We start from the raw sequence: 14,472 nt of genomic DNA on the forward strand, positions 1-14,472 counted from the left end.
GGCCTGACGGGATCCCGCGCCGTGGGAACGTCCCTCGGGGCGCGGCGCTCGGCGGCCGGGTGGTTCCCGGCCGCGCGCCGGCCGCTCGGAATCAGACCTCGCGCCACCGGGCCATCGCCCAGGAGAACACCCCGAAGAGCATCAACCCGATGGCGACGGCGACCAGCAGCCACGGCCCCGCCGCGGTCTGGGTGAACGACCTCAGCGTGTCGTCCGTGCCCTTCGCCTGCGAGGGGTCGTAGCGCACCGCCGCGAACACGATGAAGCCCCCGACCGCGGTGAACAGGATGCCCCGGGCCGACCCGCCGACCACCCCGACGAAGGTGACGGCCTTGCGCAACCCCTGCGAGACACCCGTCATGGAGAGGTGCTTGAGGAAGCTGCGCCGGATCGCCTGGACCGCGATGACCACGCCGGCGACGGCGATCCCGACGCCTACCGCACCCACCAGCCACTGACCGGCCGGCAGGTCCAGCGCCTTGGCCGTCACGTCCCGGGACTCCTGGTCCCCGGAGCTCCCGCCACCGCCCGCCGCGAACGACAGCACGGAGAACGCGATGACCGCGTAGATGACCGTCCGGCCCGCCGAGGCGAGCCGCTTCGTCGCCTTTCCGCCGTCCGGCCCGGCCGCGCCGAAGAGCGCCTCCGACAGCCGCCACAGCATCATCCCGACGAGCCCGATGCCGACGGCCCAGATGAGGACGCTCCCGAAGGGTTTGCCCGCCAGCTCCTGGAGGGCGCCCTGCCGGTCGGCCTCCTGGCCCCCGTCACCGAGGGCCACGCGCAGGGCCAGCAGTCCGATCAGCGCGTACAGCACTCCGCGCGCCACCAATCCGCAGCGCGCGGTGACCTCCCGACCGTTGCCGCCGCGCGAGGCGGTCCGCCGGCCCTTGTTCGCGATTGCGTTTCTCATCCCTGTCGGACCTCGCCCCGCCAGGCGCCCGTTTCGGTGCCGCGCGACTCGATGAAGACCTTGAACCGCTTCAGATCGCCGGCGACCTGGCGCTTGACGATGCCGAGCTTGTCGGCGACGGTCTCGGCCGCCCCCTCCGGTATCCAAGTCATGTGCAGGACAACCTTGGTGGTGCTCGCGTCGATCGGTTGGAAGGTGACCATGCCGGCCTGACGCGGTTCACCGTCCACCGTCATCCACGCGACGCGCCGGTCCGGGTGCTGATCGGTGATCTGCGCGTCGAACTCGCGGTGCACCCCGTTCACGTTCGTCACCCAGTGGGTGAGGGTGTCGGTGTGCTGCTCGACCCTTTCCACGCCTTCCATGAAGGCCGGGAACGCGTCGAACTGCGTCCACTGGTTGTAGGCCGTGCGTACGGGGACGTTGACCTCCACGTACTCCTCGACGTGCGACATGCGCACCCCTTCCGTGTCGTCGGCGGCCCGTCACCGGCGGTGCGGTGCGAACCGCCGCCCTGAGGGCCCTTCAAAGCCCGGCTACCCGTCCCCGTGCACCGCATGCGCCGGGTTGTCGGGCTCCGGGCCAGGTCAGGCGTACCGGCGGGTCGTACGAGCCACGAGCACCGGAACGCAGGACGGCGGCCGCACGCGGCGCCCGGGGGGATGGGACACCGGCGTGCGACCGCCGATCTCGGCGACTCGCCGCCCCGCTCGAACGGTGACTCGCCGACACTCACCCGTATGGCCCGGATCCGGAGGCCCAAACAGCCGCCGGGAAAAAACTTCTGCCGACTTCCGACCGGCATCCCGGACCCCCGGTGTCGGCTCCACTCGACGGGGCAAGCGCGTGAAGTCCATGCCGCCTACATCCGCTGAGGAGATATGAACAGCGCTCTTCGCTTGCTGACCGTCCTGGGGGGCTCGCTCCTGCTGACCTTCGTGGCCGGCTGGGCCGTCGACCTGCTGCTGCGCCGAGCCGACGCGCGCCACCCCGAAACCCCCCTGTGGAACCTGCTGCGCCGCTGCCGCCGCGCCCTGCAGATCGTGCTCCTCGCCGCCCTGCTCCGCGCCGCGTACCGGCAGATCGCCTGGCCACCGTTGCAGGACAACGCCGCCACCGTGGGCCGCGTCCTCTCCCTCACGCTGATAGGCGCGGGGGCCTGGCTGATCGTGGCCGTGGCCTCCGCCGTCGTCGAGTCGGCGTACGCCCGCTACGCGACCAGCACCCGTGACCCGGCCAGGGTCCGCCGGGTCCGCACCCAGGTCACGCTGATCATGCGGGTCGTGACGGTCGTCGTGGCCGTCGTCGCCATCGCCGCGATGCTCCTCACCTTCCCGAGCTTCCGCGCCCTCGGCACCTCGATGCTCGCCTCGGCCGGAATCATCGGGATCGTGGCCGGCGTCGCGGCCCAGTCCACCCTCGGCAACCTCTTCGCCGGTTTCCAGATCGCGTTCGGCGACATGGTCCGCATCGGGGACACGGTCGTGGTGGCCGGCGAATGGGGGGTGGTGGAGGACGTCACGCTCACGTTCCTCGCCGTACGGACCTGGGACGAGCGCCGGATCACCATGCCCGTCTCGTACTTCACCACCCGGCCCTTCGAGAACTGGTCCCGCGGTGGCGTCCAGATGACCGGCACCGTCTTCTTCCACTGCGACCACTCCGCGCCGGTGGACCTGATGCGCGACAAGGTGCACGAGATCCTGAACCACTGCCCGGAGTGGGACGGCCGGGGCTGGGACGTCGCCGTCACCGAGACGACCCCCTCCACCATGGTGGTGCGCGCGATCGTCACGGCCAAGGACGCCGACGACCTGTGGACGGTCCGCTGCGCGGTACGGGAACAGCTGATCGCCTGGCTCACGGAGAAGCACCCGGACGCCCTGCCCCGGCTGGTCCTGGCCGCGGCGCCGGGCTCCGCGGAGGCCGCCGCCCCCGCACTCGACGGGCCGTTCGACGCGACGGCCGTGCGCGGCGCGAAGCGCGGGCCGGTCTGATCCCCTCCGTGCACCACGTGGTGCACGGAGCGACCCTCTGTGTGAGCGTGGAGGTGCCCGGCCCCGGAGCGGGCGCACCCGCCACCGCCCCACGTTCGGTACGGGGCTCCGAGCCCGGCACCGATCCGCCCGAACGCGCCGCGACACGACACAGCGCGACACAGCGCAGCGCAGCACGGCACGACACAGCACCGCACGACATGGCACGAGAGAGGCGGCACCCGATGACCAGCCAGGACAAGGACGGCCCGGCGGCCGAAGTGGGAGTGACGGTCGGCGACTGTTCCCCGGAGGACGCGCACACCGTCCTCGACCTGCTCGAACACTCCTTCTCCGCGGAGTCCGGCGCCGGCCGGTCCGCCGGGGCCGGTCCGACCGCGACCGTCTGGAGCGCGACCCTCGACGCGGCGAAGCCGACGGCGGCGCGGGCACGCCCCGTTCGGCTCACGGACACGGTCGGCGTCACCCTCCAGGGAGGCCCCCGCGCCGTCGAGCGGGTGAAGGCCGCGCTGGCCGGTCACTTCACGGTCGAGGACACGGGCGCCGTATCGGGCGACCAGGAACAGGAGATCGGACTCCGGCTCAGCTCCTGACCGGCGGACGGCGGGGGCCGGGCCCCGGCTCGGGGCGTGGCCCGTCCGCCCGTACCGGGCGGAGCACCCCGTCGCACGGGCCCGTCGCCGTTGCCTTCAGGACGCCCCGCAGAGGGCCCGTCGCCCCGAGCGCAGGTCGGCCAGGAGGCGCGCGGCGTCCGTGAGGAGTGTGCCCCGCAACGCGTGGACGGCCGGCGAGGACTCCGCGGTCGTCCGGTCCCGCCGGTTCACCGCGTCGAGTTCCCCGGCCGCTTCGTCGATCATTGCGTCGAGCCGGCGCGGGTCCGTGGGGGACGTCCGACCGATCTCCCGCATCGCGGTGGCCGAAGCGCGCAACACGGCGCCGTACCTCGTCCGGAAGGATGCGGGAAGCCCGCCGAGCTCCCCGCTGTCGAGGGCGTGGTGCAGGGTACGGGTCATCGAACGCAGGTGATCCGTACCGCGTTCCGCGATGGTGACCGCCTCGCGCGCCCGGGTCAGCGCCCGGCCGGCGCCGTCGATGCTGCGTCGCGGATTCATGTGCCCGTTCTCGATCTCGGCCTCGATGCCGGTACGGATGCGCTCGCACTCGGCGGACAACAGGTGTGCGTCCCGACGCCACTGCCCCGGGTGCTCCCGGTCGGGATCGCTCGATTCCAGGGTGTCGGCCAGGTCGTTCAACCGCTCGCTCATGGTGGTGTACAGGTCGGCGACGGCTTGTTGCCGGTGACGCGCGTGTCGTGCCGGAGCGAGGACGAGGTGGGCGGCGAGGCCGCAGAGCGCGCCGATGCCCACCGACGCGGCCAGGTGCCCGATGTAGCCGATCCGGCCCTGGCCGGAGGAGAACGCGAAGAATCCGACGATGGCGACCTGGGCGCCCTGCTGTCCCAAGCGCTCGATCCGCCCGACACAGAGCGCGAGCAGGGTGAGGACGCCGAACGTCCAACCGTGAATCCCCGCCACGGCCGCCAAGGTGGCGGCGATCATGGCTCCCGCCGCCACCGCCACCAGGTACTGGACGCAGTCGCGCACCGAGCGGTACACGGTCGCCTGCAACGCCAACAGCGCGGTGAACGGCGCGAACGTCGACACGGCGGGCGGCAGCAGGTGGCGCGCCAACACCCACGCGGCCATCGCCGCGACCACCGTCTTGGCGCCCAGGACCAGATCGTCCCGCTCGCCGCCCGCCGCCCGCCGCGCGCACGGCGCGCCGCAGGTATCCCGCCCGCTCCGCGGCCACCACCCTCATCCGCTCCCGCACGTGCACCCACCTGGGCAGGACGACCACCTCCTCGGGCCCGTATGCCCCGCCGACCGGAGGGAAACGTCGGGAGGCGGGGTGCGACACCCTGTGCAGGACGTCACCCCCGAGCTGTCCGCGGGAGCGCATGAATCCGGTGCTTTGAAGCAGGCGCTGTCCATGGAATGCGTGGTGTACCAGGAGCGGTCGGGGCAGTCGCGGACGGTCGAGTGCGGCCTTGACGACGAGGCCTGCCGGCAGGTGCTGAAGCGCCTGCGCGGTTTGGGCGACGGCGAGTTCGGCTGGGTGCGCATGGTCGACCCGGCCGAGGACGAACTCGTGCAGTTGGCGGAGGAACTGGGCCTGCACCCCCTGGCCGTCGAGGACGCGGTCCAGGCCCACCAACGGCCGAAGCGCGAGCGGTTCGGCGACGTGCTCGCCGTCGCGCTGAAGACCCTCTGGTACGTCGAGGAGGAACAGGCCGTGGAGACGGGCGAGTTGATGCTCTTCGTCGGTCCCCGTTACGTACTCACCGTCAGCCACGGTGCGGTGGACCCCGCGGTGGAGGCGGCCCGCCGGTTGGAGGCGGACCCGTCCATGCTGCGGTTCGGTCCCCTCTCGGTGGTGCACGCCGTCCTGGACGTGGTCGTCGACGCCTACAGCGAGGCGGCCGACACCGTACGGGCCGCCCTCAACCGGTTGGAGGACCGTGTGTTCTCGTCCTCCCGGGTCGACCACACCGAGGACATCTACTCCCTGAAACGGGAGGTCCGCGAGTTCCGGGACGCCGTCCAACCACTGGTCCCGGTGCTGCCGGGCCTGCTGAGCGGATCGGGCGACGAGGACCGGCCGCCCAAGGTGCTCCCGTACTTCCGGGACGTGGCCGACCACCTGCACCGCACCGACACCGAGGTGCGCACCCTCGACGAACTGCTCAACTCGGTCCTCGACGCGCAACAGGCCCGCGTGGGCACCTGGCAGAACGACGACATGCGGCGCATATCCGCCTGGGCCGCGATCTTCGCGGTCCCCACGATGGTCGCCGGCGTCTACGGAATGAACTTCGAGCACATGCCGGAACTGCGCTGGAGCTACGGCTACCCCCTCGCCGTCGGCCTCATGGCCGTGGCGTCGGGCCTCCTCCACCGCACGTTCCGGCGCAACGGCTGGCTCTGACGACACCCCCCACGACCTGTGGGAATCGCGGAGACCGGTCCCCAGGTTCGTCTGTTCCTCCGAAGAGCGGTAGGTGTTCGGGTGAGGCGCCCAGCGGAGGGCAGTCGCAGGGTGTCGCCCATCGCCGCGGCCCGATCCGCGGGCCGCATTCGCATCCGGAGGTAAGCGGTGCCCAGTACGGCTCTGCCCTTGGCCACGCTCCCCACCGGACTGCTGGCACTTCCCGGGGTCTACCAGCCGCAGGCGGACACCCGGCTCCTCGCCGAAGCGCTCGCCCAGGAGGACGTGGGGCCCCGCACGGGCGTCCTGGAGATCGGCACCGGCACCGGGGCGCTCGCCCTGCACGCCGCCGCCAGGGGAGCGCGCGTCACGGCGGTCGACGTCTCCTGGCCCGCGGTGGCGACCGCACGGCTCAACGCCCTGCGCCGGCGGCTCGCGCTGCGCGTCCTGCACGGGGACTTCGAGGAACGGACCGCGGGCCGACGCTTCGACCTGGTGGTCAGCAACCCCCCGTACGTCCCCGCCCCCCGCCTGCGGGTACCGTCGCACGGTCCGGAGCGGGCCTGGGACGCCGGCCCCGACGGGCGAGCGGTCATCGACCGCATCTGCGCGGGCACCCGGGACCTGCTGCATCCCGGAGGTGTCCTGTTGATGGTGCACTCGGCGATGTGCGGGGCGCAGGAGACCGTCGACCGGCTGACCGGCACGGGCCTGGCCGCGGAGGTCACGGCGAAGGCGACCGTGCCGTGGGGCCCCGTCCTGCGCACCCGGCGCGCCTGGCTGGAGCGGCAGGGCCTCGCGGCCCCGGCCGAGGAGTGGGAAGAGCTGGTGGTGATCCGTGCCCAACACCTCTGACGCATCCGACGACGTCCGCCGCGGTACCCGTGACGACGGGCCGCGCGAGGCACCCGCCGCTGCGCGGGCCCGCCGGGTGTCCGTGGACCCCCAAGGGCCGGTCCTGGTCGAGGGGCCGGTCGAGATCGTCCTGGACGACGGCACCGTCGCCCGGTCCGACCGCTTCATGGTCGCGGTGTGCACCTGCCGCCGCAGCCGCACGTACCCCTGGTGCGACACCAGCCACCGGCGTCGCGAGCGCTCCGCCGCGACCCCCGACGACAGGAACCCGTGATGACCCCTCCCGGCCCGAGCACCACGACGGTGACCGCCGCCGGCCCCCGCCTCGTCGAGGGCCGGGGAGAGCTGTCCCGGGCCGTGATCGAGGCGCTGCGCAGCGGCGGCGCCCCGGTCCACACCGCCGATGCCGTGCGGGAGGCCGACCCGTGGGGCGAGGACCTCCAGCTCGCCCTCCACCTCCTCTACGAACTGCACTACCGGGGCTTCGACGGTGTCGACGACGAACGGGAGTGGGACCCCGACCTGCTCCGGCTGCGACGGGCCCTGGAAGCCCGCTTCCTGCACGCCCTGCGCGGCGAACTGTCCGACGCCCCCCGCACGGTCGAAGAAGCCTTCGCTCCGCTGCTCGTAGAACCGGTGGACCTCTCCGGCAGCCTCAGCCGATACCTGGAAACCGACGGCGAACTCTGGCAGTTGCGCGAGTACGCGGCCCTGCGCTCCCTCTACCACCTCAAGGAGGCCGACCCCCACGCCTGGGTGATCCCCAGGCTCACCGGACGGGCCAAGGCCGCCATGGTGGCCATCGAGTACGACGAGTTCGGCGCCGGCCGGGCCGACCGCGTCCACGCCCGGCTCTTCGCGGAACTCATGTCCGACCTGGGACTGGACCCCACCTACGGCCGCCACCTGGACCAAGGACCGGCCCCGCTGCTCGCGACCGTGAACCTGATGTCCCTCTTCGGCCTGCACCGGGCCCTGCGCGGAGCGCTCGTCGGCCACTTCGCGTGCGTCGAGGTCACCTCTTCGCCCGGCTCCAGGCGTCTGGCCAACGCCATGCGGCGCTGTGGGGCCGGACCGGCCGCGGAGCACTTCTACGCCGAGCACGTGGAGGCCGACGCGGTCCACGAACAGGTCGTGCGCCACGAGGTCGTCGGCGGTCTCCTCGCCGACGAACCGGAGCTCGAAGCGGACGTCGCGTTCGGCTGCGCCGCGACGGTGTTCCTGGAGGACCGCCTCGCGCTCCACATCCGCGCGGCCTGGGAGCAGGGACGCAGCGCCCTGCGGACGCCCCTCCCCGAACGCTGAGGATGCGAGGACCGGCCTCCGGGATCCGGGGGCAGGCCGGGGCGGCGCGTCGGGACTCACGTCCGACGCGCCGCCCGGGCATGTCCGGCACAGGGTCCACCGGAATCCTGGTCAGGGTCAGCGGGGGGAGGTCCGGTGGCCGAACCAGTGGCCGCGGTGACGCGGAGCGTCAGCCACCGGTTCACCGGTCGGGGGGAGGGCATCGGCGCGATCGGCCGGCACGACCGTCTCGGCGCGGGCGTCGTCGCGCTGCTTGATCAGGTCTTCGCGCTCGCGGTCGACCACCGTCGCCTCACGCCGGGACGCGCCGAGCTCCCGTCGGGCGCGCGCGGAGCGGCGGGCCGAACGCCGGGCACCGACCATCACCAGGGCCAGGCCCAGGAGGGCAGCGGCTCCCACGATGATTCCGATCAGGAACAGGGACCCGGTCGAGCCGGTGGCGTGGTAACCGAGGATCGAGAAGTCACCGCCGGTGTCGAGACCGTGGCCCGCCCCGAAATTGCCGAAGATTCCGATCAGTCCCACGATGGCGGCGACGACCAGAATGATGAGTCCGAGGATGAGGATCATGAAGACGCTCCTTGGATCCGTGCCCGGTATGGGGCCGGACACGGCTGGCGCCTACCCCTGCTGTGCACGGTCAAGCGGAAGCCGCGACCCCCGGGCGGCCCGGCCCGGCGCCCGGGTCCGACGCCGGGAGTCGCCGCGACCGCGCCGGTGATCGGTGGGACGATGGCCTGACCAGTGACAGGGGCGTTCGCGCTCCCGCCGACCCCGGGACGGACGGAAGGCCCCGAAGCCGATCGCGGCGGCGGACGGCGCGACCCCGACAGGGGACGTCGTACCGGCGGAAGGAACCCTCATGGCCGTCCGCAACCAACTGATCCATCGCCCCCCGCACGCGGTGTGGCGGATGCTCGCCGATCCGAACCGCTACGGCGACTGGGTGGTCGGCCCCTCGGAATCCACCCCGCTGGACCAGGACTGGCCCGACGTCGGCTCCAGGCTCCGCTACACCGTGCGGCTGGGCCCCTGGTCCGCCGAAGGAGTGACGACCGTACGCCACCAGGAGCCCGGTACGGAACTGGAACTGGAGGCCTCGTTCGGAGCCCTGGGCACGGCGAGGATCTTCCTCCAGGTCAGGCCGTGGGGCGAGGAAACCCTGGTCATCTGCGACGAACACCCCCTGCGCGGCCTGGGCGGAACCCTCCACAACCCCGTGGTCGAAGCCCTGCTCCAGCTCCGCCACCGGGGCATGCTGGCCCGCCTGGCCAGGATCGTGGAAGAGGAGTCCGCGGGGTCACGCCATGCCTGACGCGGTGGTGATCGGCGCGGGCCCCAACGGGCTGGTCGCCGCGAACCTGCTCGCCGACGCCGGCTGGAGCGTGGAGGTCCTGGAGGCCCAACCCGAACCGGGCGGGGCGGTCCGCAGCGACCGGGGCGTCCACCCCGACTACGTATCGGACCTGTTCAGCGCCTTCTATCCACTGGCCGCCGCCTCCCCGGTCCTGGCCCGCTTCGACCTCGCCGCGGAGGGCCTGCGCTGGAGCCACGCCCCGTCCGTGCTCGCCCACCCGCTGACGGACGGAAGGTGCGCCGTACTGGAGCGCCGCGTGGAGCGGACCGCTGCCGGACTGGAGGCCTTCGCACCTTCCGACGGCGCCGCCTGGCGGGACATGTACGAGGTGTGGAGCCGTGTCGGACCCGAACTCGTCCGAGCCCTGTTCACCCCCTTCCCCCCGGTCCGCGCCGGTCTCCGCCTCGCGTTGAAGGTACGGGCCTCCGGGGGGCTGCGGCTGGCCCGGAACCTGGCCCTGCCCGTGCGCCGCCTGGGCGAGGAGGAGTTCGCGGGGGAGGGCGGCCGACTCCTGCTGGCGGGCAACGCCCTGCACGCCGACCTGGCGCCCGAGGCCGCCGGCAGCGGCGGATTCGGCTGGCTGATGTCGATGCTCGGCCAGAGCCACGGCTTCCCCGTCCCCGTCGGTGGCGCCGGCGCCCTGACGGCAGCGCTCGTACGCCGCCTCCGGAGCCGTGGCGGCGTCCTGCGCTGCGGGGAGCGCGTCGCGTCCGTCGTCGTGCGCGGCGGCGCGGCCGTCGGGGTCCGGACCGAGGGCGGGGAGACGGTCGACGCGCGCAAGGCCGTACTGGCCGACACCTCGGCCCCGGCCCTCTACCGGGACCTGGTCGGCGAGGAACACCTTCCGTCCCGGCTCCTGCGGGACCTGGAACGCTTCCACTGGGACTTCGCGACCTTCAAGGTCGACTGGGCGCTGAGCGGCCCGGTGCCGTGGACGGCGCCGGGAGCGGCTGCCGCGGGCACGGTCCACGTGGCCGACGGCGTCGACGGCCTCACCCGGTTCGCCGCGCAGATCGCCGCCGGACAGGTGCCCGACGAGCCCTTCGCGCTCCTCGGCCAGATGACCACCGCGGACCCCACCCGCTCACCCGCCGGTACGGAGTCCGCGTGGGCCTACACCCACCTTCCGCAGCACATCACCTCGGACGCCGGCCCCGACGGCATCACCGGCCGATGGGACGCCCGTGACCGGGAAGCCATGGCCGACCGCATCGAGGCCCAGGTGGAACGCTTCGCACCGGGTTTCCGCAACCTCGTCCGCGCCCGCCGGATCCTGGCGCCCACCACCCTCCAGGCCATGAACGAGAACCTGCACAACGGTGCGATCAACAACGGCACGACGGCCCTGCACCAACAGGCGATCCTCCGCCCCACGCCCGGCACGGGCCGACCCGAGACCCCCGTCAAACGCCTCTACCTCGCCTCCGCGGCCGCCCACCCCGGCGGCGGCGTCCACGGCGCACCGGGCGCGAACGCCGCCCGCGCCGCCCTGCGGTCCCACGGCCCGCACGCCCTCCTGCATCGCGCCCAACGCATCTGACCGTCCGTCGGGCACTCCCCGTCGGAGCACGGCCGAGGCCGGTCGGCGGTCACAAGGCTCAAGCCCCGTCCGATGCGCGCCCCCGACCAGGGGCCAACTCCCTCCCGACAGCGCCCGCCTGATCGAAACCCGCCCGGTGGGCGGCTGCCCAGTCGCACCGCTCGCGCGGTCCCACACGGTGGGCTCACCCGTCGCCGCGTCCACGGCGGTGAGCAACCACCTCCGCCCGGGCCGGACGTTCGGGCCGATCAGGGCGGCCCGAACGGCCACCGGCACCGCTCGGGCCGTGACCCGGTACGTCCCGACGGCGTTGGGGGAGCGTGACGGTGGGACGGGGAGCAGGACCGAGCCGGGCGACGTTCCTGAAGGCGGCCGCCGCCGCGGCCCTGGGACCGGCCCTGGGTCCGGCCCCGGGACCGGCCCCGGGACCGGGTTCGGTCGTGGGGGCTGCGGATGTCATCGGCGACCGGAACGGCGGCGCGGCGGTGAGCGGCCCCGGCCGTGGGGGTGTGCGGCCCGATGGCGCCGGTCCCCTCCTGGTCACGAAGGTGCGGGACCTGACGGGCCCCGGTCTGACGACCCGGTTCCGCATGGAGGCCACCGACCTCGGAATCCCGGTCAGGGTGCCGGACGGCCGGACCCTGTTCGTCTTCGGTGACACCTTCGAGGAGGCCCGGGTCGGAGGCGGCTGGTGGCGGTCCCCCGTCGGCCTGTACTCCACCACCACCCGCCTGGACGAGGGCGTCGTCTGGAGCGGGGCCGTCGGCGGGGAGCACGCGCGCCAACTCCGGGCGTACGAACACGACAACCCCCTGTTCACCACCGTGCTGCCCTCCGACGTGGTCCTCGTGGACGGGGCGCTGTTCCTGCACGTCACCGTCCACCGCGGGTGGGGCCACGTGCTGTGGAGCGAGATCTGGCGCTCGGACGACTCGGGTGCGAACTGGCGGGACACCGGAGCCCGGTTCCCGGGGAACGCGCACGGCGGACTGTTCCAGATGCTGACCTGGGAGCTGGGCGAGGACGGCCACGTCCACGCGTACTCGACGGGCTTCGGCCGGAACGGACCGGTCCTGTTGCACCGCGTACGGTCGAACTCCCTGGCGGACCCCACCGCCTACGAGCCATGGGGTCACCGCGAGGGGGCCTGGGCCTGGGGGAACCCGCCGACGCCGGTCCTGGGGGGCGGCTTCGGTGAACTGTGCCTGCGGCGGCTGGACGGTCACTGGCTGCTGGTCTGCTTCAACGCCGCCGACGCACGCATCGAGGCCCTCGTCATGGACCACCCCACCGCGGACCTGACCCGGGCCCACCGGCGCACCCTGATCCACGCCGCTCCGTGGGGACAGGAGGACGACACGCACGTGGCCCAGCCGTACGGAGGCTACGTCATCCCGGGCTCGCGCCTGGACGACCTGCACCTGACGGTCAGCCAGTGGAGGACGGGGCCGGAGGGCCGGCCGTACCGGGTGATGCAGTTCCGGGTACGTGGCCTCGACGCACCCGACCCGTCGGCCACCTCCGGCACCTCCTGACCCGGGGCCCTGCGCGCGGGGCCCGGATCGGCGTCGCGTCGGACCGCACTCGGGTCCGGCCCCTGCCCGGATCAGGTCCAGCGCTGTGGATCGGAGCCGTCGCAGGAGCGGACGGACAGCACTCCGGAGCCGTCCGTCAGGCAGGTTCCGGTGGCGAGGTTGCGGACCTGCACCGAGCCGTCGGCGCGGCCGACGACGGTCCAGCCCTGGTGGGTGGACCTGTCGCACGAGCGCGCGCGGGGAACCGTACCGCTGTTGTCGAGGCAGGCCCCGGTCGCCCGGTTGCGGAGGGCGCCGTGTTCCCCGTCGTGGGGCCGGAACTCCCATTCCTGGTAGTGGAGCCCGTTGCAGGGCCACATCCGGAGCCCCTCGATGCTGTCGTCCAGGCAACTGTTGCTGGCCTTGTTGCGGAACACCCGGGCGGCGGATTCGGGCTCCGCGGCCGGACGCAGCAGGAAGGTGACGGCGGCGCCCAGGGCGAGACCGGCCAGCAGTCCGCCCGCAACCCAACGAACCCGGGCCGCGGCGACGGCCCGGTCCGCCGATCGGCTGCCGGTGCCACCGGGTCCGGGGGCGGACTCGTGCAGCGCCACGGGTGCGGGCGCCGGCTCGGACGGGGCCGCCGGGACCGGAGCCGCCGGGCCCGATTCGTCCTTCGGCGGGGGCGCGGGGGCGGGTACGGTCGGGCCCCGGCCCGGTCCGGCCGCTGACCCCCCGCCGGCGGACGGGGCGGAGGGCTCGGACGGCCGGGACGGCCGGGACGAGCGGGACGAGTCGCACAGGTGGGACGGGTCGGACGAGCCGGACGGGGTGAGCCGGTCGATCGGGACGACCGGGGTGGAGGGGGCGGCCGGGGCGGACGGTGATGCCGGCGGGGGGCGGTTCTGGCCGCCGTCCGCGGCTTCCCACAATCCGCGGTACTCGACGGGATCGGCGTCCAGGGCCTCGCAGATGTCGCGGACCACGGCCCAGGGCGGCACCGTGGCTCCCCGGAAGTACCGGGACAGCGAGGAATCGCTGATCAGCACCCGCTGTTCGAGGTCCCGCAGCGTCATCCCGGACCTCTGCTGCAATCCGCGCAGTGCGCCCCCGAGCCGCCGGGCCGCGGTGGCGTGCGCGTGCGTGCCGTCGAGTTGGCTCATCCCTCACGTCTCCCCATCGGAAGGTCGCGGACGTGTCCCGGGCGGCGTGCCGCGTCCCGGGATGCGCCCGTCCCTGCAGGTCAGAAGGGTAGGGATCCCGACATTGGTGAAGCAACCGGGACAACCTTGCAGGCCGGGTTGAACCGCCACAAACTCGGAGCATTCCGCCGGCGGTTCACCCCAACGTGGTGACCCTGTGGCTCCCCCTCCCCGTCCTCGTGCGGCAGGGGTGCGTCCGCCGCCGGCCCGTTCCCCTCGAAAGGTGCACCAGGAATGCGTCTCGACTCCCGTACGGCCAGGAACCTGTCGGTCGGCCTCACGCTCGTGCTGCTCCCGCTCGCCACCACCGAGAGCGCCGTCGGCGCCGCTCGGCCGGCGGCCGCCACCGGGGTGGTCCACCGGGTCCAGCTCAGCAACCGGTGCCTGGACGCCGACACCAACACGATCAACAACAACCCCGCCCGCGCCCAGGTCTGGGACTGCAACCACGCCGCCAACCAGCGCTGGGTCCTCCACGCGTCCGGGGAGCTGAAGGTCGACTTCAACGGCAAGTGCCTGGACGCGGACACCAACACCATCAACAACAACGGCGCCGTCGTGCAGCTGTGGAACTGCAACGGGCAGCCGCAGCAGTCGTGGTACCGGGGTGCCGACAACTCCATCCGGCTGAAGTACAACGGCAAGTGCCTGGACCACGACACCAATCAGAACCGCAACGGCGGCAAGGTCCAGCTGTGGGCCTGCAACGGTTCGCCGCAGCAGTCCTGGCGCTGACACCGGCCGGTCCGGCAGCGCCCTGACCGTGCCCCACGCCCGTGGCGGCGCCCCGGAGCCCACGGC

The 14,472-nt window shown here is 73.1% G+C and carries 15 protein-coding genes; 10 read left to right on the forward strand and 5 right to left on the reverse strand.

Annotated features, from left to right (window positions below; all coding sequences use genetic code 11):
- Positions 1 to 91: 91 nt before the first annotated feature.
- Both ACFVS6_RS42155 and ACFVS6_RS42160 read right to left on the reverse strand, forming a co-directional pair.
- Positions 92 to 913, reverse strand: a complete 822-nt coding sequence (locus tag ACFVS6_RS42155) for a DUF1206 domain-containing protein (RefSeq protein ID WP_389711842.1) — start codon at positions 911 to 913, stop codon at positions 92 to 94.
- Positions 910 to 1,368 (reverse strand): SRPBCC family protein, encoded by a 459-nt coding sequence (locus ACFVS6_RS42160; protein ID WP_389711843.1) that lies wholly within the window; start codon positions 1,366 to 1,368, stop codon positions 910 to 912. Before ACFVS6_RS42160 ends, ACFVS6_RS42155 begins: the two co-directional genes overlap by 4 nt.
- 426 nt (positions 1,369 to 1,794) lie before the next feature.
- On the opposite strand from ACFVS6_RS42160, the gene ACFVS6_RS42165 reads away from it, so the two are divergent.
- Both ACFVS6_RS42165 and ACFVS6_RS42170 read left to right on the forward strand, forming a co-directional pair.
- A complete protein-coding gene (locus ACFVS6_RS42165) occupies positions 1,795 to 2,910 on the forward strand; it encodes a mechanosensitive ion channel family protein (RefSeq protein ID WP_389711844.1) in 1,116 nt (371 codons plus the stop codon).
- A gap of 224 nt (positions 2,911 to 3,134) precedes the next feature.
- Positions 3,135 to 3,503 carry a hypothetical protein gene (locus ACFVS6_RS42170; protein WP_389711845.1) on the forward strand — a complete coding sequence of 123 codons (369 nt, stop codon included), beginning with the start codon at positions 3,135 to 3,137 and terminating at the stop codon, positions 3,501 to 3,503.
- A gap of 96 nt (positions 3,504 to 3,599) precedes the next feature.
- On the opposite strand, the gene ACFVS6_RS42175 is transcribed toward ACFVS6_RS42170, so the two are convergent.
- The gene (locus tag ACFVS6_RS42175; protein ID WP_389711846.1) at positions 3,600 to 4,616 is read right to left on the reverse strand and encodes an aromatic acid exporter family protein; all 1,017 of its coding nucleotides are present in this window, start codon (positions 4,614 to 4,616) and stop codon (positions 3,600 to 3,602) included.
- A 205-nt stretch (positions 4,617 to 4,821) separates the two neighbouring features.
- Between ACFVS6_RS42175 and ACFVS6_RS42180 the strand changes: the two genes are divergently transcribed.
- The 4 genes from ACFVS6_RS42180 (at position 4,822) to ACFVS6_RS42195 (ending at position 8,058) form a co-directional block, all read left to right on the forward strand.
- On the forward strand, positions 4,822 to 5,898 hold the full coding sequence (locus tag ACFVS6_RS42180; protein WP_389711847.1) for a magnesium and cobalt transport protein CorA: 1,077 nt from the start codon (positions 4,822 to 4,824) through the stop codon (positions 5,896 to 5,898).
- Between the two features lie 168 nt (positions 5,899 to 6,066).
- Complete coding sequence (locus ACFVS6_RS42185; protein WP_389711848.1) at positions 6,067 to 6,753, forward strand: HemK2/MTQ2 family protein methyltransferase; 687 nt, start codon at positions 6,067 to 6,069, stop codon at positions 6,751 to 6,753.
- Positions 6,737 to 7,027, forward strand: coding sequence for a CDGSH iron-sulfur domain-containing protein (locus ACFVS6_RS42190; RefSeq protein ID WP_389711849.1), 291 nt, complete (start codon positions 6,737 to 6,739; stop codon positions 7,025 to 7,027). Before ACFVS6_RS42185 ends, ACFVS6_RS42190 begins: the two co-directional genes overlap by 17 nt.
- Positions 7,027 to 8,058: an iron-containing redox enzyme family protein gene (locus ACFVS6_RS42195; protein ID WP_389711850.1), complete on the forward strand. Its 1,032-nt coding sequence runs from the start codon at positions 7,027 to 7,029 to the stop codon at positions 8,056 to 8,058. The genes ACFVS6_RS42190 and ACFVS6_RS42195 overlap by 1 nt, the downstream gene beginning before the upstream one ends.
- 117 nt (positions 8,059 to 8,175) lie before the next feature.
- On the opposite strand, the gene ACFVS6_RS42200 is transcribed toward ACFVS6_RS42195, so the two are convergent.
- Positions 8,176 to 8,628, reverse strand: a complete 453-nt coding sequence (locus tag ACFVS6_RS42200) for a hypothetical protein (protein WP_389711851.1) — start codon at positions 8,626 to 8,628, stop codon at positions 8,176 to 8,178.
- Between the two features lie 292 nt (positions 8,629 to 8,920).
- Here ACFVS6_RS42200 and ACFVS6_RS42205 point away from each other — a divergent pair, with 292 nt between their 5' ends.
- From ACFVS6_RS42205 to ACFVS6_RS42215, 3 genes are all read left to right on the forward strand, one after another.
- Entirely contained in the window at positions 8,921 to 9,373 is a 453-nt protein-coding gene (locus ACFVS6_RS42205) for an SRPBCC family protein (protein WP_389711852.1), read from the forward strand.
- Positions 9,366 to 10,955, forward strand: a complete 1,590-nt coding sequence (locus ACFVS6_RS42210; RefSeq protein WP_389711853.1) for a phytoene desaturase family protein — start codon at positions 9,366 to 9,368, stop codon at positions 10,953 to 10,955. The genes ACFVS6_RS42205 and ACFVS6_RS42210 overlap by 8 nt, the downstream gene beginning before the upstream one ends.
- Before the next feature lie 440 nt (positions 10,956 to 11,395).
- Entirely contained in the window at positions 11,396 to 12,490 is a 1,095-nt protein-coding gene (locus ACFVS6_RS42215; protein ID WP_389711854.1) for a DUF4185 domain-containing protein, read from the forward strand.
- 71 nt (positions 12,491 to 12,561) lie between these two features.
- Here ACFVS6_RS42215 and ACFVS6_RS42220 read toward each other — a convergent pair whose 3' ends face one another.
- Positions 12,562 to 13,632 (reverse strand): helix-turn-helix domain-containing protein, encoded by a 1,071-nt coding sequence (locus ACFVS6_RS42220; protein WP_389711855.1) that lies wholly within the window; start codon positions 13,630 to 13,632, stop codon positions 12,562 to 12,564.
- Between the two features lie 273 nt (positions 13,633 to 13,905).
- Between ACFVS6_RS42220 and ACFVS6_RS42225 the strand changes: the two genes are divergently transcribed.
- On the forward strand, positions 13,906 to 14,406 hold the full coding sequence (locus tag ACFVS6_RS42225) for a ricin-type beta-trefoil lectin domain protein (protein WP_389711856.1): 501 nt from the start codon (positions 13,906 to 13,908) through the stop codon (positions 14,404 to 14,406).
- Positions 14,407 to 14,472: the final 66 nt, after the last annotated feature.

It is taken from the genome of Streptomyces sp. NPDC057939, from assembly GCF_042887545.1.
In the GTDB taxonomy this organism is placed as follows: Bacteria; Actinomycetota; Actinomycetes; order Streptomycetales; family Streptomycetaceae; genus Streptomyces.

Excerpts from the sequence above, each read along its gene's own strand:
- ACFVS6_RS42175 (WP_389711846.1), bottom strand. The coding sequence starts at position 4,616 with ATGGCCGCGTGGGTGTTGGCGCGCCACCTGCTGCCGCCCGCCGTGTCG.
- ACFVS6_RS42225 (WP_389711856.1), top strand. The coding sequence starts at position 13,906 with ATGCGTCTCGACTCCCGTACGGCCAGGAACCTGTCGGTCGGCCTCACG.
- ACFVS6_RS42195 (WP_389711850.1), top strand. The coding sequence starts at position 7,027 with ATGACCCCTCCCGGCCCGAGCACCACGACGGTGACCGCCGCCGGCCCC.
- ACFVS6_RS42170 (WP_389711845.1), top strand. The coding sequence starts at position 3,135 with ATGACCAGCCAGGACAAGGACGGCCCGGCGGCCGAAGTGGGAGTGACG.
- ACFVS6_RS42155 (WP_389711842.1), bottom strand. The coding sequence starts at position 913 with ATGAGAAACGCAATCGCGAACAAGGGCCGGCGGACCGCCTCGCGCGGC.
- ACFVS6_RS42160 (WP_389711843.1), bottom strand. The coding sequence starts at position 1,368 with ATGTCGCACGTCGAGGAGTACGTGGAGGTCAACGTCCCCGTACGCACG.
- ACFVS6_RS42210 (WP_389711853.1), top strand. The coding sequence starts at position 9,366 with ATGCCTGACGCGGTGGTGATCGGCGCGGGCCCCAACGGGCTGGTCGCC.
- ACFVS6_RS42205 (WP_389711852.1), top strand. The coding sequence starts at position 8,921 with ATGGCCGTCCGCAACCAACTGATCCATCGCCCCCCGCACGCGGTGTGG.
- ACFVS6_RS42165 (WP_389711844.1), top strand. The coding sequence starts at position 1,795 with ATGAACAGCGCTCTTCGCTTGCTGACCGTCCTGGGGGGCTCGCTCCTG.
- ACFVS6_RS42200 (WP_389711851.1), bottom strand. The coding sequence starts at position 8,628 with ATGATCCTCATCCTCGGACTCATCATTCTGGTCGTCGCCGCCATCGTG.
- ACFVS6_RS42220 (WP_389711855.1), bottom strand. The coding sequence starts at position 13,632 with ATGAGCCAACTCGACGGCACGCACGCGCACGCCACCGCGGCCCGGCGG.